The sequence below is a fragment of the Streptomyces sp. CA-210063 genome (assembly GCF_024612015.1).
In the GTDB taxonomy this organism is placed as follows: domain Bacteria; phylum Actinomycetota; class Actinomycetes; order Streptomycetales; family Streptomycetaceae; genus Streptomyces.
This window is the reverse complement of sequence record NZ_CP102512.1, coordinates 8,577,149-8,603,846: the sequence shown is the minus strand read 5'-3', so window position 1 is coordinate 8,603,846 and position 26,698 is coordinate 8,577,149. Positions and strand designations below refer to the sequence as shown.

25 protein-coding genes are annotated in these 26,698 nt (G+C 69.9%); 5 read left to right on the top strand and 20 right to left on the bottom strand.

Annotated elements, in window-relative coordinates; genetic code table 11:
• Nucleotides 1-100 precede the first annotated feature (100 nt).
• The 5 genes from JIX56_RS37610 to JIX56_RS37590 all read right to left on the bottom strand — a co-directional run bounded on the left by JIX56_RS37610 (nucleotide 101) and on the right by JIX56_RS37590 (nucleotide 4,159).
• On the bottom strand, nucleotides 101-724 hold the full coding sequence (locus tag JIX56_RS37610) for a GTP-binding protein (protein WP_257547347.1): 624 nt from the start codon (nucleotides 722-724) through the stop codon (nucleotides 101-103).
• A complete protein-coding gene (locus JIX56_RS37605) occupies nucleotides 705-1,118 on the bottom strand; it encodes a DUF742 domain-containing protein (protein ID WP_257547345.1) in 414 nt (137 codons plus the stop codon). The genes JIX56_RS37610 and JIX56_RS37605 overlap by 20 nt, the downstream gene beginning before the upstream one ends.
• The gene (locus JIX56_RS37600; RefSeq protein ID WP_257547343.1) at nucleotides 1,115-1,522 is read right to left on the bottom strand and encodes a roadblock/LC7 domain-containing protein; all 408 of its coding nucleotides are present in this window, start codon (nucleotides 1,520-1,522) and stop codon (nucleotides 1,115-1,117) included. The genes JIX56_RS37605 and JIX56_RS37600 overlap by 4 nt, the downstream gene beginning before the upstream one ends.
• A complete protein-coding gene (locus JIX56_RS37595) occupies nucleotides 1,519-3,168 on the bottom strand; it encodes a sensor histidine kinase (RefSeq protein ID WP_257547341.1) in 1,650 nt (549 codons plus the stop codon). The genes JIX56_RS37600 and JIX56_RS37595 overlap by 4 nt, the downstream gene beginning before the upstream one ends.
• A 355-nt stretch (nucleotides 3,169-3,523) precedes the next feature.
• On the bottom strand, nucleotides 3,524-4,159 hold the full coding sequence (locus JIX56_RS37590) for a TetR/AcrR family transcriptional regulator (RefSeq protein ID WP_257547339.1): 636 nt from the start codon (nucleotides 4,157-4,159) through the stop codon (nucleotides 3,524-3,526).
• Nucleotides 4,160-4,351: 192 nt separating this feature from the next.
• Between JIX56_RS37590 and JIX56_RS37585 the strand changes: the two genes are divergently transcribed.
• The 4 genes from JIX56_RS37585 to atzF all read left to right on the top strand — a co-directional run bounded on the left by JIX56_RS37585 (nucleotide 4,352) and on the right by atzF (nucleotide 11,338).
• Complete coding sequence (locus JIX56_RS37585; protein WP_257547337.1) at nucleotides 4,352-5,176, top strand: urea amidolyase associated protein UAAP1; 825 nt, start codon at nucleotides 4,352-4,354, stop codon at nucleotides 5,174-5,176.
• A 32-nt stretch (nucleotides 5,177-5,208) separates the two neighbouring features.
• Nucleotides 5,209-5,826, top strand: coding sequence for an urea amidolyase associated protein UAAP2 (locus JIX56_RS37580; RefSeq protein ID WP_257551333.1), 618 nt, complete (start codon nucleotides 5,209-5,211; stop codon nucleotides 5,824-5,826).
• Nucleotides 5,823-9,353 (top strand): 5-oxoprolinase/urea amidolyase family protein, encoded by a 3,531-nt coding sequence (locus tag JIX56_RS37575; protein WP_257547335.1) that lies wholly within the window; start codon nucleotides 5,823-5,825, stop codon nucleotides 9,351-9,353. Before JIX56_RS37580 ends, JIX56_RS37575 begins: the two co-directional genes overlap by 4 nt.
• 326 nt (nucleotides 9,354-9,679) lie before the next feature.
• Entirely contained in the window at nucleotides 9,680-11,338 is a 1,659-nt protein-coding gene (atzF, locus tag JIX56_RS37570) for an allophanate hydrolase (protein ID WP_257547333.1), read from the top strand.
• Nucleotides 11,339-11,371: 33 nt separating this feature from the next.
• Here atzF and JIX56_RS37565 read toward each other — a convergent pair whose 3' ends face one another.
• From JIX56_RS37565 to JIX56_RS37515, 11 genes are all read right to left on the bottom strand, one after another.
• On the bottom strand, nucleotides 11,372-14,221 hold the full coding sequence (locus JIX56_RS37565; RefSeq protein WP_257547331.1) for a DEAD/DEAH box helicase: 2,850 nt from the start codon (nucleotides 14,219-14,221) through the stop codon (nucleotides 11,372-11,374).
• Nucleotides 14,222-14,412: 191 nt separating this feature from the next.
• A complete protein-coding gene (gene tatC / locus JIX56_RS37560; RefSeq protein WP_257547329.1) occupies nucleotides 14,413-15,381 on the bottom strand; it encodes a twin-arginine translocase subunit TatC in 969 nt (322 codons plus the stop codon).
• Between the two features lie 50 nt (nucleotides 15,382-15,431).
• Nucleotides 15,432-15,719 carry a Sec-independent protein translocase subunit TatA gene (gene tatA, locus JIX56_RS37555; protein WP_257547327.1) on the bottom strand — a complete coding sequence of 96 codons (288 nt, stop codon included), beginning with the start codon at nucleotides 15,717-15,719 and terminating at the stop codon, nucleotides 15,432-15,434.
• A gap of 258 nt (nucleotides 15,720-15,977) precedes the next feature.
• Nucleotides 15,978-16,172, bottom strand: a complete 195-nt coding sequence (locus JIX56_RS37550; protein WP_257547326.1) for a hypothetical protein — start codon at nucleotides 16,170-16,172, stop codon at nucleotides 15,978-15,980.
• A 10-nt stretch (nucleotides 16,173-16,182) separates the two neighbouring features.
• Nucleotides 16,183-16,443 carry a hypothetical protein gene (locus tag JIX56_RS37545; RefSeq protein WP_257551332.1) on the bottom strand — a complete coding sequence of 87 codons (261 nt, stop codon included), beginning with the start codon at nucleotides 16,441-16,443 and terminating at the stop codon, nucleotides 16,183-16,185.
• 106 nt (nucleotides 16,444-16,549) lie between these two features.
• Nucleotides 16,550-17,548: a helix-turn-helix transcriptional regulator gene (locus JIX56_RS37540; RefSeq protein WP_257547325.1), complete on the bottom strand. Its 999-nt coding sequence runs from the start codon at nucleotides 17,546-17,548 to the stop codon at nucleotides 16,550-16,552.
• Between the two features lie 15 nt (nucleotides 17,549-17,563).
• Entirely contained in the window at nucleotides 17,564-18,541 is a 978-nt protein-coding gene (locus tag JIX56_RS37535; RefSeq protein WP_257547324.1) for a helix-turn-helix transcriptional regulator, read from the bottom strand.
• 246 nt (nucleotides 18,542-18,787) lie between these two features.
• Complete coding sequence (locus JIX56_RS37530; RefSeq protein ID WP_257547322.1) at nucleotides 18,788-19,159, bottom strand: FKBP-type peptidyl-prolyl cis-trans isomerase; 372 nt, start codon at nucleotides 19,157-19,159, stop codon at nucleotides 18,788-18,790.
• 62 nt (nucleotides 19,160-19,221) lie between these two features.
• On the bottom strand, nucleotides 19,222-20,166 hold the full coding sequence (locus JIX56_RS37525) for an FKBP-type peptidyl-prolyl cis-trans isomerase (protein WP_257547321.1): 945 nt from the start codon (nucleotides 20,164-20,166) through the stop codon (nucleotides 19,222-19,224).
• A 108-nt stretch (nucleotides 20,167-20,274) separates the two neighbouring features.
• Complete coding sequence (gene pafA, locus JIX56_RS37520) at nucleotides 20,275-21,636, bottom strand: Pup--protein ligase (protein WP_033531667.1); 1,362 nt, start codon at nucleotides 21,634-21,636, stop codon at nucleotides 20,275-20,277.
• Between the two features lie 9 nt (nucleotides 21,637-21,645).
• The gene (locus JIX56_RS37515) at nucleotides 21,646-22,905 is read right to left on the bottom strand and encodes an MFS transporter (RefSeq protein WP_257547320.1); all 1,260 of its coding nucleotides are present in this window, start codon (nucleotides 22,903-22,905) and stop codon (nucleotides 21,646-21,648) included.
• A gap of 108 nt (nucleotides 22,906-23,013) precedes the next feature.
• Here JIX56_RS37515 and JIX56_RS37510 point away from each other — a divergent pair, with 108 nt between their 5' ends.
• Complete coding sequence (locus JIX56_RS37510) at nucleotides 23,014-24,042, top strand: LacI family DNA-binding transcriptional regulator (protein WP_257547319.1); 1,029 nt, start codon at nucleotides 23,014-23,016, stop codon at nucleotides 24,040-24,042.
• 244 nt (nucleotides 24,043-24,286) lie between these two features.
• Here JIX56_RS37510 and prcA read toward each other — a convergent pair whose 3' ends face one another.
• From prcA to JIX56_RS37490, 4 genes are all read right to left on the bottom strand, one after another.
• A complete protein-coding gene (gene prcA, locus JIX56_RS37505; RefSeq protein ID WP_257547318.1) occupies nucleotides 24,287-25,024 on the bottom strand; it encodes a proteasome subunit alpha in 738 nt (245 codons plus the stop codon).
• Nucleotides 25,025-25,091: 67 nt separating this feature from the next.
• Nucleotides 25,092-25,937 carry a proteasome subunit beta gene (prcB, locus tag JIX56_RS37500; protein WP_257547317.1) on the bottom strand — a complete coding sequence of 282 codons (846 nt, stop codon included), beginning with the start codon at nucleotides 25,935-25,937 and terminating at the stop codon, nucleotides 25,092-25,094.
• Nucleotides 25,889-26,233: an endonuclease VII domain-containing protein gene (locus JIX56_RS37495; RefSeq protein WP_306819903.1), complete on the bottom strand. Its 345-nt coding sequence runs from the start codon at nucleotides 26,231-26,233 to the stop codon at nucleotides 25,889-25,891. Before JIX56_RS37495 ends, prcB begins: the two co-directional genes overlap by 49 nt.
• 72 nt (nucleotides 26,234-26,305) lie before the next feature.
• Complete coding sequence (locus JIX56_RS37490; protein WP_123544333.1) at nucleotides 26,306-26,521, bottom strand: ubiquitin-like protein Pup; 216 nt, start codon at nucleotides 26,519-26,521, stop codon at nucleotides 26,306-26,308.
• Nucleotides 26,522-26,698 lie beyond the last annotated feature (177 nt).

The following is a 26,698-nucleotide window of genomic DNA, read 5'->3' as shown; positions in this document are numbered from 1 at the left end:
TCTGGGGAGTTGCTGGGGAGGCCGGGAGAGGGACACCGTGCGGGACGACACGGCTCCCGGCCTGAGGATGTTCACGGGACTCGTACAGGGCTCACAGGGTTCACGCGGACGCCGATCCCGACATGGTCAGGGAGTGCAGGAAGCGCATGAGGGTCATCAGGACATCCCGGCTGGAGGCCCGGCGCCGCGCGTCGCAGCGGAGGATCGGGAGCTCCTCGGGCAGGTCGAGTGCCTGACGCAGTTCCTCGATCGCGTAGCGAGGAGCGTCCGGGAAGTCGTTGATCGCGACGACGAACGGCACACCCCGCTCCTCCAGGCGGCCCATGACGTCGAAGCTGACCTCCAGCCTGCGGGTGTCGACCAGGACGACCGCGCCGAGGGCGCCTTCGAACAGGCCGTTCCACAGGAACCAGAAGCGCTCCTGTCCGGGGGTGCCGAACAGATAGAGCACCAGCTCGTCCGTGATGCTGATGCGGCCGAAGTCCATGGCCACGGTGGTGGCCGTCTTGGTCTTGGAGCCGAAGTTGTCGTCGACTCCGATGCCGGCCTGCGTCATGGTCTCCTCGGTCGTCAGCGGCCTGATCTCGCTGACGGACCCCACCATGGTCGTCTTGCCGACCCCGAAACCGCCCACGATCACGATCTTCGCCGCGGCCTGCGCAGTGTGCGGCAGGTGGTCCTCGGTCCGTGGACCCGTGATGGTGTCAGAGCTTTTGAAGTCCATGCATCACCGCTTCGAGGAGGGAACGGTCTGCCCGCGCCTGCCGGACGACCGGTGCGCGTGCCTGTACCAGTTCGGCCGTCAGCAGCTCGGTGAGCAGGACGGTCACCACGCTGATCGGCAGGTTGAGATAGGCCGAGATCTCGGCCACGGACAGGGGTGCCTGACAGATCCGGAGCAGCGCCGACTGCTCCGGCGCGGCGGACGGCGGCGCGTCGGCACACGCCACGATTAACGTGACGAGGTCGATCGGGGCTCGCTCGCCGTCCTCGCCGGTGAGGATGTAGAGCCGCTCCGGGGGGCGCTCCCCCGTTCCGCTCGTGGGGGCGTCCAGGGGCGGCGGCGGTGCGGGCGGCTCGTGTTTGGGCTGGCGCCGCTGGCGCCGCGGAGGCGTCATACGGTCTGCCCGTTCCGCCGCGGCGGACTGGTGAGGTGGGAGCCGATCCGGTCGACGAGATCGCGCATGCGGTTGCTCATCAGCCCGGGCTCGGCGATCTCGTTGGCGAGCACCGCGAGATAGGCGTTGGAGCCGGCGGCCATCAGATAGAAGTAGCCGCCGTTGATCTGGATGATGACCATCCGCATGTGGCCGTCGCTCTGCGGGATCTCACTGGCCACGGCGCCGGCCAGGCTCTGCAGTCCCGCGCAGGCCGCGGCGACCCGGTCGGCGGCATCGGCGTCACCGCCGTAGCGGGCGATCCGCAGACCGTCGGCGGAGAGCACCACGATCTGCTGGATGCCGGGTACGCCGTCGGCCAGATCCTTCAGCAGCCAGTCGAAATTGGCTCGTTGCTGGATCACTTGAGGTCCCCCTCGTCGTCGGTGTCCGTGCGGGCCGACTCGTTGTTCGTGGTGAGAGCGGTGATGCCGGTGGACTCGTCCGGGTCGTCCGGGTTCTGGGTGAGTGCGGCCGGGTCCGGGTCGCCCTTCAGTCCGGCCATGAACGCCTCGACCCACATGCCGGGCGGCGGCAGCTCCTTCTCCGGCTCGGGCTCGGGCTGCCACACGGGTGAGGCGGCGATCGCGGCCTCGGCGGCGGCCTCCGCCGCGGCGGCCTCGGCGTAGCGCTGGCTGAGCGGGATCGTCATCCGGCTGCGACGCTGCGGCAGGCCGTTGGCCGTCCACTCGGTGACGACGGGAACGTCGTCCTCCAGGTCCCGTCCCATCTCCTCCGCGGAGCTCGGGATCCGCGGTCCTGTGGTCGGGCGGCGACGCTTGGCCTTGCGGTTGGGGCCTTCGACACCGCCGGTGTCCATGGTCGGTACGGCGGCGGCGCCGATGCCGTGGGCGAGGCCGGGGGCGGGCTCGTCGGTGAGCATGTCGCGGGGGACGACGACGACGGCGCGGACGCCTCCGTAGGCGGACGGCCGCAGGGAGATCTGCATGTTGTACATCGTCGACAGCCGGCCCACGACGGCGAGGCCGAGGCGCGGACTGCCGCTCATGTCCTGGATGTCCAGACCCTGCTGGGCCTTGGCCAGCATGTCCTCGATCTTGGCGCGGTTCTCCTCGCCGAGGCTGATGCCACCGTCCTCGATCTCGATGGCGATGCCGGTCTGCACCTCCACGGCGGTGACGTGCACCTTGGTGTGGGGCGGCGAGTAGCGGGTGGCGTTGTCCAGGAGTTCGGCGCAGGCGTGGATGACCGGTTCGACGGAGACGCCGTTGACGTTGACCTTGGCGATCGAGTCGAGCTCGATGCGGCGGTACTCCAGGATGCGGGACATGGCGCCGCGCAGCACGCTGTACAGGGGGACGGGCCGGGGCCAGACACGGCCGGGGCGGCTGCCGCCGAGGACGGCGATGGAGTCGGCCAGGCGGCCGATCAGCGCAGTGCCGTGGTCGATGCGCAGGAGGTCGTCGAAGACCTCGGGGTTGCGCCCGTGGTCCTCCTCCATCTCCCGGAGTTCCTTGTTCTGCTGGTGGACGATCGCCTGGACGCGACGGGCGATGTTGACGAAGGACCGCTGCGAGGAGTCGCGCAGCGCTTCCTCGCGGTCGACGATGGTGAGCACCGTCTGCAGCAAGTCTCGCTGGGACTCGGGCAGTTCGCGCCACTCCGCGTCACCGTCGACGACGTGACGAATCACCTCTGGGGGGGATTCTCCACCGCGCAGCCGGTACAGCGCGGCGGGCAGGATCTCCTTGCCCAGCCGGGTGAATTCCTGGTCGTGGGCGGCGATCCGCTGTTCGAGGAAGGCGGTCTGCCGCTCCTGTTCGCCACGTAGTCCGCGGACCGTACGACGGCCGCCGCGCACCGCGACGACGGCGACCACGATCAGCAGGAGCGTCGCGACGGCTCCGCACAAGCCGACGGCGAGCCGGGCCGGCCCCGTCACCAGGGAGACGGTGATCCCGGTCGCCGCGGCCATCAGTATCGCCGGTAGCGGCAGCACGCGCGCGTAGGGAAGTTCACGGCCACCGGGAGGCTTTTGAACACTCACCATGTATGCCCTCTAAAGACAGTTCGGCTGAAGGTCGGGGGACTTGCGGGGAGATGCTGTGGGTTGTTGGGGTTCATCACCGATTCAAACTGGATCTTCGGTATTTTCTGGAACAAGCGCACGAATACACCTCAACTCGGTGCGCTGCGGGCGAGCTTAGTCCGACCGGATCATCGCTGCGTCATATTCAGCAACCGTCTGAAATCACTCTCAGGACAGGAGTACGCTCTGGTGATTTACACGCTGGGAGGTCATTCGCACACAATGCGTGACGATGCACGGGTGTACGAAAAGAACCTCTTGCCGGGGTGAACCGGCGCCGGAGGCGGGGCGCCGAAGGACGCCGGGGGCGTTTTCCTCAGACGCCGGCGATGCGCAGCGCGGCGTCCGCCGTCGCCTCGGCGAAGGCGGACACGGAGCGGTCGGGGTCGGAGCGATGGACGAGGATGACGCCCTCGATCAGCCCGAAGACCAGGTCGGTACGCAGATCCAGCTCACTCTTGGCGAGTGCCCCGCCCGCAGCCGTCGACGCGATCAACTGCCGGTAGGCGTCCTTGAGTTCGGCCCGTACGGCGTGGAAGCCGGCGAAGCGTTCGGCGCGGACCTCCGGGAGGAGGTAGAGGCCGCCGAGGTTGTGCGGGCCGCCGCACAGGAGGGCGACGTCGGCGCGGCACAACTCCCACAGTCGTCGCTCGGCAGGGACGGCGTCCCGGGCGAGGAGTTCCCGGGCGCAGGTGAGCGACGGTGTGACCGTGGACTCCAGGAGCTCGGCGAGCAGCTCCTCCTTGCCGGAGACGTGGTGGTACATGGAGGCCTGCCGCAGGCCGGCGCGCTCGGCGACGGCCCGGGTGGTGGTGGCCGCGTAGCCCCGTGTCGTGAACAACTCCGCGGCGGCGGCCAACAGTTCGTCGCGGGGTGACAGGCCGCTCTCCGGCCGCCGCTCGGCCCGGGGCCTGCCGACGCGCCGCCCACCCGTGCCCTCCACGCTGCCCATGCGTTCGATCCTCGCACACGGCGCCCGCGAGCCCGTGTGACCGATCGCGCGGTTCACCGGAGCCCTGACGAGGCACGACCATTCGTGAGAGCTCGGTAACCGCCGCGCAACGCACGGGACATGGCGGCGACCCGCCCCCGACCTAATTTCTGTCGGACGACAGAAATACGCACCGCACTCGGAGGTCCGACGATGGCGACATCGACGACGTACGGAGCACGTGATCACGCCCGCGCTCAGGAGGGCGTCCGGACCGAGGCGATGCCCGTGGTCCCGGCGAGCAGCTGGCCGACACCACCCCGCGAGGCGGATCGGCTGGTGTGGGCGGAGACCGTGGCGGGCGGGAACTACACCCACCGGGTGCTGGCCCGGGGCACGGAGTTCCGGCTGACCGACCTGCGCGGCGACGCGTGCGCGCATCTGCTGCTGCACCACGCCGACCGCCCCTGGGAGCGGCTGAACGTCGCGGACACGGTCAAGGTCCAGTGGAACGCCTACCTCGGCGAGGGCGTGCTGCTCCTGTCCGACCAGGGCCGCGTCCTCGCCTCGGTCGTCGCGGACACCTCCGGCCGGCACGACGCGCTGTGCGGCACCTCCACGCTCGTCCGCAACACCGAGCGGTACGGGGACGGCACCCCGCAGTCGCCCTCCCCCGCCGGCCGTGAGCTGTTCAAGCTGGCCGCCGCCAAGAACGGCCTCGAACCCCGGGACCTGCCGCCCTCGCTGTCCTTCTTCCAGGGGGTGCGGGTACGCGAGGACGGCACCCTCGACTTCACCGGCTCCGCCGGCCCCGGCGCCCGTGTGACCCTGCGCGCCGAGCAGGACGTGACCGTCCTGATCGCCAACGTGCCGCACCCGGCCGACCCGCGCCCCGAGTACGTCAGCACCCCGCTGGAGGTGCTCGCCTGGCGCGCCGAGCCGACCCGACCGGGTGACCCGCTGTGGGACGCCACCCCCGAGGGCCGCCGCGCCTTCCTGAACACCGCCGAGTTCCTCGCCGCGAGGGGGATCGCATGAAGACCGGGAATCGTACGGAGACCGGGGACCGCATGAAGACCGTCGTTCCGGCCCGGGCGGCCTGGTCGTCCGTGCTCCGCACCGGCGAGACCCTCACCCTCACCGATCTGCACGGCAACCAGGCCGTCGACTTCCTCGTCTACGACGCCCACGACACATCCGTCCGCTACAGCGCGCCCGACACGATCCACGCCCAGGGCGGCATCTTCCTCACCACCGGCAGCGTGCTGATGTCCAACGAGCACACCCCGCTGATGACCGTGGTCGCCGACGACGTGGGCCGGCACGACACGGTCGGCGGCGCCTGCTCCAAGGAGTCGAACACGCTGCGGTACGGGCACCACACCTGGTCGCAGCACGCCTGCGTGGACAACTTCCTCGCGGAGGGCGCCAAGCACGGCCTCGGCAAACGCGACCTCGTGTCGAACATCAACTGGTACATGAACGTGCCGGTCGAGAAGGACGGCACCCTCGGCATCGTCGACGGCATCTCCGCCCCCGGCCTCGCCCTGACCCTGCGCGCCGAGTGCGATGTGCTCGTGCTGGTCTCCAACTGCCCCCAGATCAACAACCCCTGCAACGGCTTCGACCCGACGGCCGTGGAGATGACCGTCGACGCGCCCGCCGACAGCCGAGGAGACCGGGAATGACCTTCGACACGCTGCTGGTGGCGAACCGGGGCGAGATCGCCGTCCGGATCATCCGCACCGCCCGCGCACTGGGCCTGCGTACGGTCGCCGTGTACTCCGACGCCGACCGCGCCGCCGCCCATGTCCGGCTCGCCGACGAGGCGGTGCGGCTCGGCCCGGCACCCGCGAAGGAGTCGTACCTCGACACGGACCTGGTCCTGAAGGCCGCCAAGGACACGGGCGCGGGCGCCATCCACCCCGGCTACGGCTTCCTCTCCGAGGACGCGGCCTTCGCCCGCCGCTGCGCGGACGCGGACATCGTGTTCGTCGGCCCGACCCCCGACCAGTTGGAGCTGTTCGGCGCCAAGCACACCGCACGCGCGGCCGCCGAGGCCGCGGGCGTTCCGCTCCTTCCCGGCACCGACCTGCTGCCTTCCCTCGCCGAAGCCCTCGACCAGGCCTCGGCCATCGGCTATCCGGTGATGCTCAAGGCCACCGGCGGTGGCGGTGGTATCGGTATGTCGGCATGTCGTTCCGCCGATGAACTGACCGAGGCCTGGGACCGGGTGCGGCGCATCGCCGCCGCCTCCTTCTCCGCGGCCTCGTCAGGTGTCTATCTCGAACGCCTCGTCGAGCGGGCCCGCCATGTCGAGGTGCAGGTCTTCGGCGACGGCGACGGCCTCGTCGTCACCTTCGGCGACCGCGACTGCACCCTCCAGCGCCGCAACCAGAAGGTCGTCGAGGAGGCCCCGGCCCCCGGCCTCCCCGACCACGTCCGCGCGCGACTGACCGCCTCTGCCCGCGACCTGTGCGCGAGCGTCGAGTACCGCTCCGCCGGCACCGTCGAGTTCGTCTACGACGCCGCGCGCGAGGAGGCGTACTTCCTGGAGGTCAACACCCGCCTCCAGGTGGAGCATCCGGTCACCGAGGAGATCTACGGCGTCGACCTCGTCGCCTGGATGCTGCGCCTGGCGCGCGGCGACTCCGCCGTCGTACAGGCCCCGGCCCAACCCCTCGGGCACGCCGTCGAGGCCCGCGTCTACGCCGAGGACCCCTCGCGTGCACACCGGCCGAGCGCGGGCCTGTTGACCCGGGTCGAGTTCCCCCAGGACGTCCGCGTGGACGGCTGGGTGGAGACGGGCACCGAGGTCACCACGGCGTACGACCCGCTGCTCGCCAAGGTCGTCGCCCACGGCTCCGACCGCGCCCACGCCCTGCGCCGGCTCGACGAGGCGCTGGCCCGGACCCGCGTCGACGGCATCGAGACCAACCTGGGCCAGCTCCGGGCGGCCCTCGACGACCGGGACTTCCGGCAGGCCACCCACACCACGGCCACCCTCGCGTCCGTGACCGACCCGACCCCCCGGATCGAGGTCGTCTCGGGCGGCACCCTCACCACCGTCCAGGACTGGCCCGGCCGTACCGGCTACTGGCAGGTCGGCGTCCCGCCCTGCGGCCCCATGGACGACCTCTCCTTCCGCCTCGGCAACCGGGCGCTCGGCAACCCCGAGGGCGCCCCCGGCCTCGAATGCACCCTCCAGGGGCCGTCCCTCCGCTTCACCCACGCCACCACGGTCTGTGTGACGGGCGCCCCCGCCCCGGTGACCGTGGACGGCTCACCGGTCGCGCGGTGGGAGCCGGTGACGGTGCCCGCCGGAGCGGTACTGGCCGTCGGGGCGCCCACGGACCACGGGCTCCGCACGTACGTCCTCTTCGCGGGCGGCGGCCTGGACGTCCCCCCGTTCCTGGGCAGCGCGGCCACCTTCACCCTGGGCCGCTTCGGCGGCCACGGCGGACGGGCGCTGCGCACGGGCGACGTCCTGCACGGCGGCACAGTCACGGAAGGCCGCCCCGTCCCGCCCGAAGCACGACCTCCCTTCACCTCCTCCTGGCAGGTGGCCGCCCTCGAAGGCCCGCACGCGGCACCGGAGTTCTTCACCGAGGAGGACATCCACGAGTTCTACGCGGCCGACTGGAAGGTCCACTTCAACTCGGCCCGCACCGGTGTACGGCTGGTCGGGCCGAAGCCCCGCTGGGCCCGCACCGACGGCGGCGAGGCGGGCCTGCACCCCTCCAACATCCACGACACCCCGTACTCGGTCGGCGCCGTCGACTACACCGGCGACATGCCGGTCCTCCTCGGCCCCGACGGCCCCTCCCTCGGCGGCTTCGTCTGCCCGGCCACGGTCGTCTCCACCGAGCGCTGGAAGCTCGGCCAGCTGCGCCCGGGAGACACGGTCCGCTTCCTCCCGGTGGCGGACGACACCTCGCCCCGCCCCGCGATCGTCGACGGCGGCGTCCTGGCCCGCGACGGCGATGTGACCTACCGCCGCAGCGGCGACGACAACCTCCTGATCGAGTTCGGCCCCATGCAGCTCGATCTGGCGCTGCGCATGCGGGTGCACGCCCTGATGGAAGCGGTCGCGGAGGCCGCCCTCGACGGCGTCACCGACCTCACCCCCGGCATCCGCTCCCTCCAGATCCAGACGGACCCGACGCTGCTCCCGCAACCCGAACTCCTCGCTGCGGTAAGGGAGATCGTCGCGACCATCCCCCCGGCGGACGAACTGGTCGTCCCCTCCCGCACCATCCACCTCCCGCTCTCCTGGGACGACCCCGCGACCCGCGAGGCCATCGCCCGCTACATGGCGGGCGTCCGCGACGACGCGCCCTGGTGCCCCTGGAACATCGAGTTCATCCGCCGCGTCAACGGCCTGGACTCGCCGGCCGACGTCTACGACACGGTCTTCGCCGCGGAGTACCTGGTCCTGGGCCTCGGCGACGTCTACCTGGGCGCCCCGGTCGCGACCCCGCTGGACCCCCGCCACCGCCTGGTCACGACGAAGTACAACCCGGCCCGCACCTGGACCGCCGAGAACTCGGTCGGCATCGGCGGCGCGTACCTCTGCGTCTACGGCATGGAGGGCCCCGGCGGCTACCAGTTCGTCGGCCGCACCACCCAGGTCTGGTCCCCCTGGCAACAACGCGGCGCCTTCGAGTCCGGCTCCCCCTGGCTCCTCCGCTTCTTCGACCGCGTCAAGTGGTACCCGGTCGACGCCGACGAACTCCTGTCCCTCCGGTCGGACATCATCTCGGGCCGGTTCGTGCCGCGCGTGGAGCAGGGCACCTTCTCCCTCGCCGAGTACCAGACGTTCCTGACCGAACACGCCGACTCCATAGCCGAGTTCAGGTCCGGGCAACAGACCGCCTTCGCGGCGGAGAGGGCGGCCTGGGAGGCCGCCGGCGAGTTCACGAGAGCGGAGACGACGACCGCCGCGCCGGGTCCCCCGGCGGAGATTCACGTCCCCGAGGGCGGCCACCTGATCGAAGCCGAGTTCGCCGCCTCGGTCTGGCAACTGCACATACAACCGGGAGACCGGGTGACCACCGACCAGCCCTTGCTGACCCTGGAGGCGATGAAGATGGAGTCCCGCGTCCACGCGCCGATGGACGGCACGGTCGAACAGATCCTGACCAGGCCGGGCGCTCAGGTGGAAGCGGGCACAGCGCTCGTCATTCTGACGCCGACAGCCACCGGGGAGGAGTGACACCCTCGCCGGATGGTCGGCGACCGCCCACTCCACCAGGCACCTCACAACCGGGCCGGTGGTGTACAGCCGGCCGCCCCGCCAGGCACCCACAACCCGGCCGGTGGTGCGCAGGCTGCTGCCCCACCTCACCCCAGCGGTGGTGTACGGCCAGCCGCCCTACCAGGTACCTCACACCCCAGCCGTGGTGCACCGCCGGCCGCCCCGCCGGGTGCCTTACAGCCCCGCTGGTGGTGTGTGGGCAGTCGTTCCGCAGGGCGGAACGGGTGGGCACACACCACCCACCGGCCCGCAGCCGACGGAACCACCCCAGCCCAGGAGCACAGATGTCGCAGTCCCGCACCCTCACCAGAGTCCGCATGGCCTACGCCCGCATCGACGCCGTGGACCGCCCCGAGATCTGGATCGACCTACGCCCCCAGCCCGAGGTGGAGGCCGAAGCCCGAGCCCTCGACGCCCGCCTGGCCGCAGGTGACCGCCTCCCCTTGGCCGGCCGCCTCTTCGCCGTCAAGGGCAACATCGACGTCCACGGCCTCCCCACCACCGCAGGCTGCCCGGCCTACGCCTACACCCCCGACGCCGACGCCCCGGTCGTCGCCCGCCTCCGCGAGGCCGGCGCCCTCGTTCTCGGCACCACCAACCTGGACCAGTTCGCCACAGGCCTGGTCGGCACCCGCTCCCCCCACGGCGCCGTCCGGGGCGCCCACGACCCGTCCAGGATCAGCGGCGGCTCCAGCTCCGGCTCGGCCGTAGCGGTGGCGCTGGGCATCGTCGACTTCGCCCTCGGCACCGACACGGCCGGCTCCGGCAGGGTCCCCGCCGCCTTCAACGGCATCGTCGGCCTGAAGCCCACCCGAGGCCTGGTCCCCACCACCGGCGTGGTCCCGGCCTGCGCCTCGATCGACTGTGTGACGGTGTTCGCCCGCACCCTCCCGGAGGCCGAACAGGCCCTCGCCCACATGACCTCTCCACCCGGCCGTCCCCTCCCACCGCTCCCCCAGCGCACCCCGGGCCCGTGGCGCATCGCGGTCCCCCCGCGCGAGCAGCTGGGCGAGCTGGACAAGGGCTGGACGGAGGCATACGAGGCGACCGTGGCCCGTATGACCGCCGCGGGCGCGGACGTACGCGCACTGGACCTCACCCCCTTCACCGAGGCCGCGGCGATGCTCTACCAGGGCGCGTTCGTAGCCGAGCGCTACACCGCAGTGGGAAGCTTTATCGACAAAGCAATTGCGGACGGCGTCGACTCCCTCGACCCCACCGTCGCCGGCATCATCACCCGCGCCCGCGACATCCCGGCCCACCAGCTCTTCGCCGACCAGGACCGCCTGACGGCCCTGCGCGCCCGCGCACTCGCCGAACTGGCCGACGTGGACGCCCTGTTGCTGCCGACCGCACCGGGCCACCCCACGCTGGCCGAGGTCGCCGCCGACCCGCTGGGCGCGAACGCCCGCCTGGGCCGTTTCACCAACTCCACGAACCTCTTCGACCTGGCGGCGGTCGCCGTCCCTTCAGGCGAGGTGAACGGCCTCCCCTTCGGCGTCATGCTGATCGGCCCGGCCTTCACGGACGATCGACTGGCCCGCATCGCCACGCTCCTCCAGCCGGAAGCCCGTCTGGCGGTCGTCGGCGCCCACCTCTCGGGCCAGCCCCTGAACCCCCAACTCCTGTCCCTGGGCGCCCAGCTGGAGCAAACCACCACCACGGCCCCCGTCTACCGCCTCCACGCCCTCCGCACGACCCCACCCAAGCCGGGCCTGGTCCACGTAGGAGAAGGCGGCGCCCCGATCGAGACAGAGATCTGGCGCCTCCCCGCGGAGGGCCTGGGCCGCCTCCTCACCACCCTCCCCCGCCCCATGACCCTGGGCACCATCGAACTCTCCGACGGCACCCAGGCCCCGGGTTTCCTCTGCGAGCCGACAGCCCTGCAGGACGCCCCGGACATCACCGCCCACGGCAGCTGGAGACACTATCTGACCAGCTGATCCCCACCCCTACACACACCGGGCGGCAGACACTCACCCCACCGAGGAGTAAGCCACAACCCCCCTCAACAGCCCATCAACAGCCTTACGCGCACTCTTCCCCACGGTCGACCCGGAGGGCGCCGCCGCCGAGATCTGCCCCAGCACGTCAATCACCTGCTTGCACCACCGCACAAAGTCCCCGGCCGGCATCTCCACCTCCCGCAGCACCTCGTCCAGCCCCTTCCCCGAGGCCCACATATACGCGGCCCAGGCGAACCCAAGGTCCGGCTCCCGCTGCCCAACCCCTTCGCTCTGCGTGATCCGGAACTCCTCCTCCAGCGCATCCAGCCGCCCCCAGATCCGCACCATCTCCCCCAGCGCGGCCTTGGCGTTCCCGGACGGCAGCTTCGGCGCCATCGCGTCATCGCTGACGCGCGCCTCGTAGACCAGCGCCGAAACACACGCGGCCAGCTCCGCAGGCCCGAGCCCCTCCCACACGCCCGCCCGCAGACACTCACTCGCCAGCAGATCCAGCTCGCCGTACAGCCGCGCCAGCCGCTTCCCGTGCTCGGTGACGTCGTCGCCCCGCAGGTAGTCCAGCTCGGTCAGCAGGGCGACGATGCGGTCGAAGGTCCGCGCGATCGTGTTCGTCCGCCCCTCGATACGCCGCTCCAACTGCGCGGTGTCCCGCTTGAGACGGTAGTACCGCTCGGCCCAACGCGCGTGATCCTCACGGTCGGTGCACCCATGGCACGGATGCGCCCGCAACTCGGCACGCAGCCGGGCGATCTCGCGGTCGTCCGCGGCCGCGGCCCGCCGCTTGCGGTGCCGGTCGGGCACGAGATGCCCGGCCTTGGTGCGGAGCGCGGACGCCAGATCCCGCCGCGACTGCGGCGAACGCGGATTGAAGGACTTCGGAATCCGCATCCGCTCCAGCGCTTCGACAGGCACCGGGAAGTCCATCGACGCCAGCCGCTTGACCTGCCGCTCGGCGGTCAGCACCAGCGGCCGCGGCCCGTCGTGCTGCTCGAACCCGCGGTGGCCGTTGGACCGCCCGGCGGGCAGCCCGGGGTCCAACACCAGCGCCAGCCCCGCGTACTTGCCCGTGGGGACATGGATGACATCGCCCGGCTTCAGCTTCTCCAGGGCGACGGCCGCCTCGGCCCGCCGCTGGGCCGCGCCCTGCTTCGCCAGCTCGGTCTCGCGGTCCTTCAGCTCCCGCCTGAGGCGCGCGTACTCCTCGAAGTCCCCGAGGTGGCAGGTCATGGACTCCTGGTAGCCCTCCAGACCCTCCTCGTTGCGCTGCACCTGCCGGGAGATCCCGACGACCGACTTGTCGGCCTGGAACTGCGCGAAGGACGTCTCCAGCAGCTCGCGCGAGCGGTGCCTGCCGAACTGCTCGACCAGGTTGACCGCCATGTTGTACGACGGCTTGAAGCTGGAGCGCAGCGGATACGTACGGGTGCCCGCGAGCCCGGCCAGGTGGTCGGGGTTCAGGCCGCGCTGCCAGAGCACGACCGCGTGGCCCTCGACGTCGATGCCGCGCCGCCCGGCACGGCCGGTCAGCTGCGTGTACTCACCCGGTGTGATGTCGGCGTGCTGCTCGCCGTTCCACTTGACGAGCTTCTCCAACACGACCGAGCGGGCGGGCATGTTGATGCCGAGGGCGAGGGTCTCGGTGGCGAACACGGCCTTGACCAGGCCGCGTACGAAGAGTTCCTCGACGACTTCCTTGAAGGTCGGCAGCATGCCCGCGTGGTGGGCCGCGATACCGCGCTCCAGGCCTTCCAGCCACTCGTAGTAGCCGAGGACATGGAGGTCCTCGTGCGGGATCGACGCCGTGCGCTCCTCGACCAGGGCGCGCACTCTGAGCCGGGCGTCGTCGTCGTTCAGCCGGAGCCCCGCGTACAGGCACTGCTGGACGGCGGCCTCGCAGGCGGCGCGGCTGAAGATGAAGGTGATGGCGGGCAGCAGGCCTTCGGAGTCGAGCCGTTCGATGACTTCGGGGCGGCTCGGGATCCAGATCCTCGAGCGCTGTCTGCGCTCGCGCTCACGGTCGGCCTCGCGCATGGCCCGGCCACGTCTGCGGTCCTGGAACGAGGGGCGGCTGGCCTCCATGCGCGCCATGCGCGTGAGGTCGGGGTTGACGGCCTTCTTGCTGCCCTCGCCCTCCTCGAAGAGGTCGTACATCCGCCGTCCGGCGAGCACATGCTGGAACAGCGGCACGGGCCGGTGCTCCGAGACGATCACCTGGGTGTCGCCGCGCACGGTGTCCAGCCAGTCGCCGAACTCCTCCGCGTTCGACACGGTGGCCGACAGCGAGACGAGGGTGACCGACTCGGGGAGGTGGATGATCACCTCTTCCCAGACGGCGCCGCGGAAGCGGTCGGAGAGGTAGTGCACCTCGTCCATGACCACGTGGCCGAGGCCCAGGAGCGTCTGGGAGCCCGCGTACAGCATGTTCCGCAGCACCTCGGTGGTCATCACGACCACGGGGGCGTCGGAGTTGACGCTGTTGTCGCCGGTGAGCAGGCCGACCTTGTCGGCGCCGTAGCGGCGGCACAGGTCGGCGTACTTCTGGTTGGACAGCGCCTTGATGGGTGTCGTGTAGAAGCACTTCTTGCCCTGTTGGAGGGCGAGGTGGACGGCGAACTCGCCGACGATCGTCTTGCCCGAGCCGGTGGGGGCGGCCACCAGGACGCCCTTGCCCGCCTCCAGCGCCTGGCAGGCCTCGATCTGGAAGGGGTCGAGACCGAAGTCGTACATCTCGCGGAAGGAGGCGAGTGCGGTGGCCTGCTCGGCAGCGCGCTTGCGGGCTGCCGCGTACCGCTCGGCCGGTGAGAGGTCCTCTGTCATCGTGCTTTCGAGACTACCGGCCCCCACTGACAACAGGACGATCATTATCCGGATCGGTGCCTGGGCGGCACAGGATCACCGCAGTTCAGGGCCTCGGGCCTGGATACGGTCGTGGTCCGGCGCCCACGGCGGCGCACGAGGCACGGGGCGTGATGTCGCGCCAGGACGCGCGAACGGCCGGGTGCGCCGTGTGGGCGCCCCGGCCGTGTGGCGGCCTGCGAGGTGTCTTCCTCGGGTCAGGTGACGTCGTCGTAGCCGTTGACCCGGTCGCGTTCGATCTCCGGCGCCGGCGACGGCGCGGGCAGTGCCCGGCTCGCCGAGACGGCCTCGACCTCCTCGACCTCGTCGGGGGTGAGGTCCAGCTCGGACGCCTCGTCGTCGCTCGGCTTCATGGCCTCGACGCGGGCCCGGCGCCTGTCGTTGATCAGCGCGACGGCACACGCGCAGAAGTACAGGACCCAGATCGGGCCCGCCAGCGCCATCATGGAGATGGGGTCGGTACTGGGGGTGGCGATCGCCGCGAACAGCGTGATGCCCAGGATCATCGCCCGCCACCAGCCGGCCATCTTCTTGCCGGAGAGGACGCCTCCGAAGTTCAGCATCACGAGCAACAGGGGCAGCTCGAAGGAGAGGCCGAAGACGACGATCATCCGCATGATCAGGTTCAGCAGATCATCGAGGGGAAGCTGGTTGTCGCTTCCGATGATCGAGAACTGCAGCATGACCGACGCCATCTTGGGCAACGACCAGTAGGCGAAGTACGAGCCCATGAGGAACAGAGGGAAGCCCGCCGCCACGAAGCCGAGGCTGTACTTCTTCTCGTTCCGGTGCAGACCGGGCGCGACGAACGCCCAGAGCTGGTACAGCCAGACCGGGGCGGCGAGCACCACGCCCGATGACAGCGCAACCGTGAGGGCCAGTGTGAACGGGCTCAGCAGGCCGTTCTGCACGATGCGCGCGCAACTGGTCTGACTACTGTCCTTCGCCAGTTCGGCGAAGCTGTATTGGCATCCCACCGCTTCGAGAATGGGATCCGTGAAGAACTGGATGATGTCCTTGTAGAACATGATCGCGATGACCGTCGTGACGACGATCGCCAGCAGGCTCTTGACAAGGCGGTTTCGCAGCTCGCGCAGGTGCTCCGCGAGGGGCATCCGCCCCTCCGGATCCTTGTCCTTCTCCGTTTTGCGGGCAGACTTGAGCAACCCACGTCCTCATCTCGTGCGGCAGGCCGGAAGTCTTGTCCGGCCTTGCGTCAGCGCTTGGTCGTGTCCGTCGGCTCGGCGACCGGGCGGGAGCTGGTCACATCGCCGGGAGCGGCCTGGATGGTGCGCTGCGCCGCGGCCTCGCTGTTCTGGTGCGGAGGCGCGGCCGCCGCGGTGGTGTCGTCCTGACCGTCGGACTTCATGGCCTTGGCCTCGCTCTTGAGGATGCGGGCGGACTTGCCCAGCGAGCGCGCCATGTCCGGAAGCTTCTTCGCACCGAACAGCAGGATGATGACGACGAGGATCAGAATGATCTCGGTGGGGCCGAGGTTACCCATAGCTGTCTTCCTTCTTCACCGAGGCGGCGGGTGGGGGCCGTCCGACCGGTCGGACAAGTGTCCGAACGATCGTGTTGGCAGCGATCGTAACGCTCAGGGGTGAATGTCAGGCAATCCCTGTGCGTACTCCCGATTCGCGACCCGGGCCTCGTTCTCCGCGCCGCGACAGGCAGCGTACCTGCCGAAGGTGAGAAGGTGACAGGGCGAAGTGGCGCAAAACGCACCCGGCTGCCAACTCACAGGGGCCTCGGTCGCAACTCACAGAGTGTCCACAGAGCGGGCCGCGCTCGCCGTCGCCCGCTCCAGGTCCTCCGCCGCCCGGTTGATCCGCCGCGCCGACTCCGTGACCTGCGCGCCCAGCCGCTGAGCCTCCAGAAAGACCCGCACGGCGAGCACGCCGAGCACGACGAGCCCCATGAAACCCATGGCTACCGCGAACATCGCCCAGAACATGGCGCCGACCCTAGCCCGCCGAATGCAGCCGCAGGGTCCGCACCCCGCCCCCGGTCAGCAGCTCGATGATCCGTTCGCCGGCCGGCTTGCGGACGGCGATGCCGCACTCGGGGCAGGTGAAGGAGTAGAAGGTGGTCTTGCTGGTGGCGCCGATGGCCAGGCGCAGCGCGCTCGCGCCCAGCTCGACGTTGGCCCGGCAGTCGGGGCAGCCGGCTCTGAACACCACGTCGACGGCCCTCTTCATGCCCGCGAAGGCGACCGCCACGGTCATCTCCTGGATCTCCTGCACACCGGACTTCACGCCGGCCTTCACACCCGACACAACCGACCCGCCGCTCACAGCCCTCGCATCTCCCTTTTCCGGTCGTACGCCGTCGTCACGGTCTCGTCGTCACGGTCTCGTCGTAGGCCGCCAGTGCCTCGCGGGCCGCCCGGCGGGCGCTGTCGGCGAGGTCCTGCGGGGAGACGATCCGTCCGTCGCGCCCGAGCCGCAGCGCCAGGCGCCGCAGCGAGGCGGGCTCGGGGGTGCGCAGACTGATGCGCAGCCCGCCGTCCGGCAGCTCCTCGGCGCTGTCGTGCGGGTAGTACTCGGCGACCCAGCGCCCGCCGGGGCCGACCTCGACGACGACCTCGGGGTCCTCGGCGGCGGGCTGCACCAGCGCCTCCGACAGGTCCCGCAGCTCGATCTCGGGCGGCGCGGACGGCTCGTCGAGGATCTTGATCTCGGCGACCCGGTCCAGCCGGAAGGTACGGCGGGCCTCGGAGCGGCGGCACCAGGCCTCGACATAGGTGTGGCCGACGCTGACCAGACGGATCGGGTCGATCTCGCGTTCGGTGACCTCGTCGCGGGCGGGCGAGTAGTAGCGGATCCACAGCCGCCGCCGCTCCGAGATGGCCCGGTCGACGTCGGCGAAGACCCCGCCCTCGGCCTCGAAGGTGACCGACAGGCGGGAGCTGGCGCCCGCCGCCTCCCCGGCCGCGGTCTCGACCTTGGCGGTGGCCCGCAGCAGGGCCTGCCGGTCGCTCTCCCGCAGCCCGGGCAGCGTGGCGACCGCGCGGGCGGCCACCAGCAGGGCGGTGGCCTCGTCGGCGGCCAGCCGCAGCGGCTCTGCGGCCTCCGCGCCGAGGGCGGCCGGGTTGTGCCACCAGATGCGCTCACCGTCGGTGTCGATGTCGAGCAGATCACCGCCGCGGAAGCTGGTCCCGCACATGGGCAGCACATCGAGGTCCGAGACCAGTTCGTCCTCGGTGATCCCGAAGGCGCGGGCGACGTCCTCGATCCGGGCGCCGGGCCGCTCCCGCAGATACGTCACCAGGGAGAGCATCCGCCGGGTCTGGTCGATGGCGTTCCCCGGCCGCGCCGGTTTTCCCACCACGTTCTTACGTCCCCCTCAACCCTTGGCCACGGCACGCAGCCGGTCCACCACGTCGGCCCGCAGCTCGGCGGGCTCCAGGACCACCACGTCGGGCCCGAACTCGACCAGCCAGGCGTCCAGACCGTGCCCGTACGGAATCTCCAACTCGTCCCAGCCGTCGCCGAGTTCCCGTGCGGCGGAGGCCTTCGCGCGCAGCGGGTAGCCGGCGCCCGTACGCAGCCGGATCAGCGCGGAGCGGTCGGCGGTCTCCCCCGCCCAGCTCGCGACCGTCTCCCGGACGGTGACGACGTCCGGCACCTCGACGGTGAAGGCGCCGCCCCGGCTGCGGACCTTGCCGGTGATCCGCGAGAGCCGGAAGACGCGCTCGGCGCCCCGGTCGCGGTCCCAGCCGGCGAGGTACCAGTGGCCGCGCCAGCACTCCAGCGCCCACGGCTCCACATGCCGGGGCTCGGGGCGGGCGGCGGTGGCCTTGCGATACTCGAACACGACCGGGCGGCGGTCGCGGCAGGCCAGCATCAGCGGCTCGAAGGCGGCCTCGTGCACCGGGATACGCGGCTCCAGGGCCCCATGGGGCTCGTACGGGTCGACGTCCTCGGGCAGCCCGGCCGCGCGCAGCTTCTGCAGGGCGCCGCTCGCGGCACCGGCGAGGCGGGCCTGCTGCCAGACCTTCGCGGCGAGTCCGAGGGCTGCGGCCTCCTCGGCGTCGAGGGTGATGGGCGGGAGGCTGTTGCTGTCGCGGCGGGCCAGATAGCCGACCTCGCCGTCGAGGTTCTCCACCGTCTCGATGACCAGGCCGAGTTCGCGCAGATCGTCCTTGTCGCGCTCGAACATGCGGTTGAAGGAGTCGTCGGAGCCGGCCGCACCGTTTTCCGGCCTGACGGCCTCGACGTACGCCTCGATGGAATCCCGCAGCTCGCGCTTGCTGAGCGGCCGGCGCGTCCCCAGCAGACACAGCGCCAGGTTCATCAGCCGCTCGGCCTTGGCAATGGCCATCGACGCCCTTCCTATGGGTGCTTCTGCGGCACGACCGTACCGCTACGAAGCGTCGCGGCAAAAGCCGAGGGCCCATGCCCGGACAGGCATGGACCCCAGGTGATCGAGTCCGGTCGGATCCCAGACCCACATGGACCGACGATCAAGCGGATCGGTCGACCGGACAACCATCCGGTACGACGACCAGACAGTCGACCGGTACGACGATCAGACCCCACTCCGGTCGATCAGACCTTGACCAGTCGATCAGACCTTGACCAGGTCGCAGACGAAGATCAGCGTCTCGCCGGGGCCGATACGGCCGCCGGCACCGCGGTCGCCGTACGCGAGGTGCGCCGGGATGATCAGCTGACGACGGCCGCCGACCTTCATGCCCTGCACGCCCTGGTCCCAGCCGGCGATGACCTGGCCGACGCCGAGCCGGAACTCCAGCGGCGTGCCGCGGTTCCAGGACGCGTCGAACTCCTCACCGGTGGAGAAGGCCACGCCCACGTAGTGCACCAGGACGGTGTCGCCCGCCTTGGCCTCCGCGCCGTCGCCCACCCAGATGTCCTTGATCTCAAGGTCCTTCGGGGGCTCGCCACCGGGGAAGTCGATCTCGGGCTTTTCGATACTCACTGCACTGGCTCCTATGTCGTACGAACGTCATGCGCGATGACTGATGGGCAACCTGCCCAGTCTTACACCACGGCCAGAATGTCGACAGCGAAGACCAACGTGGAGTTCTTCGGGATGCCCTGCTGCTCCTTGTCGCCGAAGGCCTGGTCGGGCGGCACGACGAGAAGCACCCGGCTACCGGCCTTCTTCCCCACCAGACCGTCCTTCAGGCCCTTCAGCGTCAGCTGGTCCAGCGGGAACGTCACCGTCTTACCCGTGTCGTACGTACTGTCGAACTTCTTGCCGCCCTCCCAGAGCAGGGCGACATAGTTCACGACCACACTGTCCGTGTCCTTCACGACGGCGCCGTCGCTCTCCAGGACGTAGTTCGAGACGAGCTTCGTCGGTGGGTCACTGTCCTTCGGCATCGTCACCGTGGGCGCCTTGCCGTCGGCGTTCGTGCCGACCTTCGGCAGGTCGATGTTGTCCTGCGCGACCTCCGTACCCTTCGCCGAGGCGGGGATCGACGTGCCCTTCACGATGTCCACGACGAAGACCAGCGTGGCGTTCGCCTTGATGTCGCCCTGGCCCTGCGCCCCGTACCCCAGCTCCGGGGGGATCACCAGCTCCACCCGGCTGCCGATCTTCTGGCCCTCCAGGCCCTGCTCCCAGCCCTGGATGACACCACCCGCCCCCAGAGTGACCGGGAACGTCTGCTTCTTGTCGAAGCTGTTGTCGAAGGGCTCCGACTCGTCGTACTCCTGGCCGAGGTAGTTCACCTCGGCGACGTCACCCTTCTTCAGCTTCGCGCCGTCGCCCTCGCTGATGACCTCGGCCTTCAACTCTTTCGGCGGGTCACCCTCCCCCTTCGCGAGGGTCGGCTTCTTCCCGAACTCGGCGCCCTCGGTGATCGCGGGCACTCCGTTCTTCGTGGAGGTGGAGTCGGAGCCCTTGTCGTCGTCGCTGCCGCAGGCCGCTGCGGAGAGCAGCAGCAGCGGCACGACGAGAAGGCCGGCAATTCGGCGCACGTGTTCCTCAGATCTCAGACGGCACTCTGGTCGCCCGCCACTCTAGGGCGTGCGACGGGCCCCGTACGAGAACGTACGGGGCCCACGGCCGGTTTCCTCAACCGGAGGTCACATTCCCGCGATCAGCTTCTCCACCCGGTCGTCGACGGAACGGAACGGGTCCTTGCACAACACGGTGCGTTGCGCCTGGTCGTTGAGCTTGAGATGCACCCAGTCGACCGTGAAATCACGACGCTGTTCCTGGGCGCGCCGGATGAAGTCCCCGCGCAGCCGGGCCCGAGTGGTCTGGGGCGGAACCGACTTGCCCTCGAAGATCTTCAAGTCATTGCAGATACGGGCGGCTTGCCCTTTCCTCTCCAGGAGGTAGTACAGACCACGACGGCGGTGGATGTCGTGATACGCGAGGTCTATCTGCGCGACCCGCGGATGCGACATGGTCATGTTGTGCTTGGCGCGGTACCGCTCGATGAGCTTGTACTTCATCACCCAGTCGATTTCGGTGCCGATCCGGTCGAGGTCCTCGGCCTCGATCGCGTCCAGCGTGCGGCCCCACAGCTCCAGGACCTGCTCGACGGTGCCCGTACGGATGCCGCGGCGCTCGACGAAGTCCACGGCCTTCTCGTAGTACTCGCGCTGCACCTCCAGCGCGGAGGCCTCACGGCCGCTGGCCAGCCGCACCTTGCGGCGGCCGGTGATGTCATGGCTGACCTCGCGGATCGCCCGGATCGGGTTCTCCAGGGTGAGGTCGCGCATGACCGTGCCCGCCTCGATCATGCGCAGCACCAGGTCGGTGGCACCGACCTTGAGCAGCATGGTCGTCTCGGACATGTTCGAGTCGCCCACGATGACGTGGAGACGGCGGTACCGCTCGGCGTCCGCGTGCGGCTCGTCGCGGGTGTTGATGATCGGCCGGGAGCGGGTGGTCGCCGAGCTGACGCCCTCCCAGATGTGCTCCGCGCGCTGGCTCACGCAGTACACCGCACCACGCGGGGTCTGCAGCACCTTGCCCGCGCCGCACAGCAGCTGCCGGGTGACGAGGAACGGAATCAGGATGTCCGCGAGCCGGGAGAACTCCCCGTGCCGGGCCACCAGATAGTTCTCATGGCAACCGTATGAGTTGCCCGCCGAGTCCGTGTTGTTCTTGAAGAGGTAGACGTCGCCCGCGATTCCCTCCTCGTGCAGGCGGCGTTCGGCGTCGACCAGCAGTCCTTCGAGAATGCGCTCGCCGGCCTTGTCGTGAGTGACCAGTTCGGTCACGTTGTCACATTCGGGTGTCGCGTATTCCGGATGTGAGCCCACGTCGAGATAGAGGCGGGCCCCGTTCCGCAGAAACACATTGCTGCTGCGGCCCCATGACACGACACGGCGGAAGAGGTACCGAGCCACCTCGTCAGGAGACAGACGGCGCTGTCCCCTGAACGTGCACGTGACGCCGTACTCGTTCTCCAGCCCGAAAATGCGGCGGTCCATGACTGAACATTACGCCCGATCCACCGAGCTGAAACGGGGTTCGACAGCACGGTTTGGATCATTTTCCGATGAGACCGCAACCACCGCACCCTCGGAAGGAACAGCGAGAACCCGCCCGGTGGCCAGCAGAACCAGCAACGACACGGCCCCCGCGGCCCCCGGAACGACGAAGCCCCACAGCGTTCCACCCCACTCCACGACAGGACCCGCGACACCCGTTCCGACCGACGCGCCCACCGTGAACGTCGTCACGATCCACGAGAACGCCTCGGTCACCGTGCCACGCGGCGCATGCCTGTCGACCAGCACGAACGCACATGCGAGAGCGGGCGCCAGGAACACACCGGCGAGCGCCGTGAGCGCCGTCATCGCCACCGGACCCGGCATCAGCGTCAACGGCACGTAACACACCGCCAGCAACGCCACCAGCACCTGAAGCCGCCGCTCCGGCGCACCACCCCACCGCCGCGCCCCGTACGCCGTCCCACCGACCAGCGCCCCGAAACCGACACCCGCCATCAGCCATCCGTACACGGCGTCCCCACCGTGCCCGTCCGCGTACGACACGGAGGCCACCGTGATCGAGCCCAGCGCGATCCCGACGAACAGGAACGCGCCCAGCAGCGCCAGGAGCCCGGGCGAGCGCAACGCGCCGAGCCAGTGCGCCTCGCGCGGCGCGGAGCGCCAGGCGCGCGAGGGCGGCGACACCACCACCCAGAGCGCGCCGAGCACCCCGATGACGTTCAGCACGATCAGCGCCGCCTGCGCCGACCACAGCGACACACACAGCGTCACCAGCAGCGGCCCGACCGTGAACATGACCTCCTGCGCCACCGCGTCCATCGCGTACGCCGTGTGCACCTGCTCCTCCTTGCGGAGGACGTTCGACCACAGCGCCCGCAGACCGCCCTCCAGCGGCGGCGTGAAGAACCCGGCGACCACCATCGAGACATACGCCACCGGCAGCGGATCGAGGCCCACGAACGCGAACGCGGTCATCCCGAGAGCCGAGACGAGCGCCGCCGGCAACTGCACCCGCGGCTGCCCGTACAGATCCACCAGCCGCCCCAGCAGCGGCTGCCCCACCGCGTTCGCGACCCCGTACACGGCGGCCAGCGCCCCCGCGAGGCTGTACGTGCCGCCCTCCGCACGCACGAAGAGCACGACGGCGATCGCGGCAGTGGCGTTCGGCAGCCGGCCCACCAGCGTTCCGGCGAGCAGGCGCGCGGCGTACCGCGCCCTGAGGATCTCGAGATATCCGGCGGCCATGTCCTGCCTCTCGATGGGCTCTCGACGAGCGAAGTGTTACGTATAACGTGCCCCGTCATACGTACCATGTGCCCTGTCCGCGAGTCCAGACGAAAGAGCAGGCCGACGGTGGCACCAGGTAGGACGCGACCCACGAGCCGCGACGTCGCCCGGGCCGCCGGGGTCTCCCAGGCCGCGGTCTCCCTGGTCCTCGGCGACAAATGGCGCGGCCGCGTCTCGGAGACCACGGCCGAACGCGTACGGGAAGCCGCACGAGAACTCGGCTACCGACCCAATCTCGCCGCCCGCAACCTCCGCCTCGGCCGCACCCGGACCGTCCTGCTCGTGGTCCCTGCCCTCACGACCGAGTTCTTCGCGGGCGTGTACACGGGCGCGGCCCGCGTCGCCGCCGAGCACGGTTTCGGCGTGGTCCTCTATCCCTCCCCGGAGGGCATCGGCCCCGCCCGCGACCCCTTCGCCTCCGCCCAGGCCGCCCTGGACGGCGTGATCGCCTCGTCGATGGCCGCGGACGCGCTCACCGCGATCCGGGGCGACCAGCTACCGCTGGTGATGCTGGACAGCGACCCGGACGGCAGCCTGGGGGCCGCCACCGTCAACCTCGACATCCAGGACGGGGTACGCCAGGTCGCCGACCATCTGCTCGGACTGGGACACCGCCACTTTCTGCATCTGGCCGCGGACGTGCCCTCCTGGACCTTCGACGTGCGCGCGCGGGAGCTGGCCGCGCGGGTGGGTTCGATGCCGGGCACATCCCTGCGGACAGCCGCCGCGCCCATCTCCATCGACGGGGCGCTGGCCGCGGCGGAGGCAGCGCTGACCGAAGCCGGCGCCCGGCCGACCGCGCTGGTCTGCGACGACGACAAACTGGCGGCCGGGGCGTACAAGGCCCTACGGCGGCTGGGGCTGCGCGTGCCGGAGGACGTCTCGGTGACCGGGCTGGACGATCTCGCGCTGGCCACGGCACTCGATCCCGAGCTGACGACCGTGCGGCTGGACGCGGAGCTGTTCGGGGAACGGGGCATGGAGGCCCTGCTGGCGGTTCTGGAGGGACGTACGCCGGCGGAGGGGGACATTCCCGTGGAGCTGGTGGTTCGGGGGTCTACGGCATCGCCAGGGGCTCCGCCGGGGCACCGTTGAGCGCCACCGGGGATGGCCGGTCGTGTGTCTGCGGGTCGTCGCCGGCCGGTCGCGCGGTTCCCCGCGCCCCTTGGGGGTGGCTGAGGCCGTCGTGAGTCCGCGCGTGGTCCGTGGTTGATCGCGCGGTTCCCCGCGCCTCTTCAGGGCGCGTTGTTGTCGAGCCCCTCCACCGATGCCGTTCTATGCCGCGCGCCCCGGCCTCAGTCGGCCGGGGCGCACTACGGGCTGGGGGCGAGGCGGGGGTCTACTCCTCCTCGGCGCTTTCGGCTTCCGTGCTGGCGCCGTCCGTCTCCAGGAGACGGGCGAGCTGGCGGCCGACGATGCGCTTGAACTTGCGCTGCTGCGGGCGGGTGCGATCGAGGACGGCGACCTCCAGGCGCTCGGCGGGAATCTCCCGCTGAGTGCCGTTGGTGTCGCGGGACAGGGCCTGAACGGCGAGCTTCAGGGCATCTGCCAGGGACATCCCGTCCTGGTGACGCTGGTCCAGGTAGCTGCTGATCTGCTCGGCGTTGCCACCGACCGCGACCGAGCCGTGCTCGTCGACGATCGAACCGTCATGCGGCAGCCGATAGATCTGATCGCCCTCGGGAGCCTCCCCCACCTCGGCCACGACCAGCTCCACCTCGTACGGCTTCTCGGCCGACGAGGAGAAGATCGTGCCCAGGGTCTGGGCGTAGACATTGGCGAGACCGCGGGCGGTCACATCGTCACGGTCGTAGGTGTAACCGCGGAGATCGGCGTACCGCACACCGCCGATCCGCAGGTTCTCGTACTCGTTGTACTTGCCGGCGGCCGCGAAGCCGATCCGGTCGTAGATCTCGCTGAACTTGTGCAGCGCACGGGACGGGTTCTCGCCGACGAACACGATGCCGTCGGCATACTGCAGCACGACCAGGCTGCGGCCACGGGCGATGCCCTTGCGGGCGTACTCCGCCCGGTCGGCCATGGCCTGCTGGGGTGAGACATAGAACGGCGTCGACACCGGCTATCCGTCCCTTTCTGTCGAAGTCACTGGATCACCTTGATAAGAGGGCCGTCGACCGGACCGGCTAGAGCAGCGCGGCGCGCGGGCCGTCGGGCTGCTCCAGGCGCCGCTCCAGGATCGAGCGGGCGATCTCGGAGGACTCCTCGTCGGTGAGCCGACGGAAGCCGTCCTCGGTGATCACGGTGACGATGGGGTAGATCCGGCGGGCGACATCGGGACCACCGGTCGCCGAGTCGTCGTCTGCCGCGTCGTAGAGGGCCTGGATCACCAGGGTCGTGGCGTCGTCCTCGGAGAGGTCGGCACGGAAGAGCTTCTTCATGGCGCCGCGCGCGAAGATCGAGCCGGAGCCGGTGGCAGCGAAGCCGCTCTCCTCGGAACGGCCGCCCGTCACGTCGTAGGAGAAGATGCGGCCCTTCCCACGGTCGACGTCGAACCCGGCGAAGAGCGGGACCACGGCCAGACCCTGCATGGCCATGCCCAGGTTGGAACGGATCATGGTCGACAGACGGTTGGCCTTGCCCTCCAGGGAGAGCTGGGCGCCTTCCACCTTCTCGAAGTGCTCCAGCTCCAACTGGAACAGCTTCACCATCTCCACGGCCAGACCGGCCGTGCCGGCGATACCCACCGCGGAGTACTCGTCCGCCGGGAACACCTTCTCGATGTCCCGCTGCGCGATCATGTTCCCCATCGTGGCCCGGCGGTCACCGGCGAGCACCACACCACCGGGAAACGTGGCAGCGACAATGGTCGTGCCGTGCGGGGCCTCGATCACGCCCTGGGTCGGCGGCAGCTGCCGCTTGCCGGGGAGCAGCTCCGGCTGGTGCTCCGACAGAAAGTCCATGAAGGACGACGACCCAGGCGTCAGGAAGGCAGCTGGTAGACGCCCGGTGCTACGAGTGTTGGCTTCCACGCGTTTCCTTCCAGGTAGTCGGCAGCTCGGTTCATCGCATCGGGGTCGTCCCTCAACAGACCGAGGCCAGAATTGCAGTTGAAGCACAGTACGCCTCGGACCCTACCCGTCTTAAGGCAGTGATCCACATGCGTCACAGGAGCGGATAGGCATATACGACAGACCCCGCCCTGGGAGGCGATCAGTTCGTCTCGTTCACCTTCGGTGAGGCCGTACTCGCGCCACAGGCGCTTGCTGTTGCAAGCCGTCAAGGTTTGACCGCTTGCGGGCGAACGCTGCGCGCGGTTTGCACTCACCGCACCGCACGCAGCGTTTCACGCCGCCTCCGTTTGACGACCCGAGAACCCTCGCACCCTTCGATTCGAAGGCTACTCGCCGCCCTTCTGAACGAATGACCGAACGAAATCCTCGGCGTTCTCTTCGAGCACATCATCGATTTCGTCGAGAACCGAGTCCACGTCGTCGCTCAGCTTCTCCTGCCGCTCCTTGAGGTCCTCCGAAGCCTGCGCCTCGGGTGCCTCCTCGACCTCTTCGGTGGAACGCGTGGCCTTCTGCTGGCCGCCGCCGGTGTCCTTGGTCGCCATAACCCTCACCCCGCTCAGTTCGCCCGACATGGTCGGCATTGCTGCCGATCGGTCATGATCAGACCCTACAAGCCGGGTCTGACATTGGCCCCGTTGTTTCCACAACGTCCGGGGACCACCTCGATGATTCCCGGACGCCGCTGTTTCCACCCTGCCCAGCTGATCGGGGGCGAACCC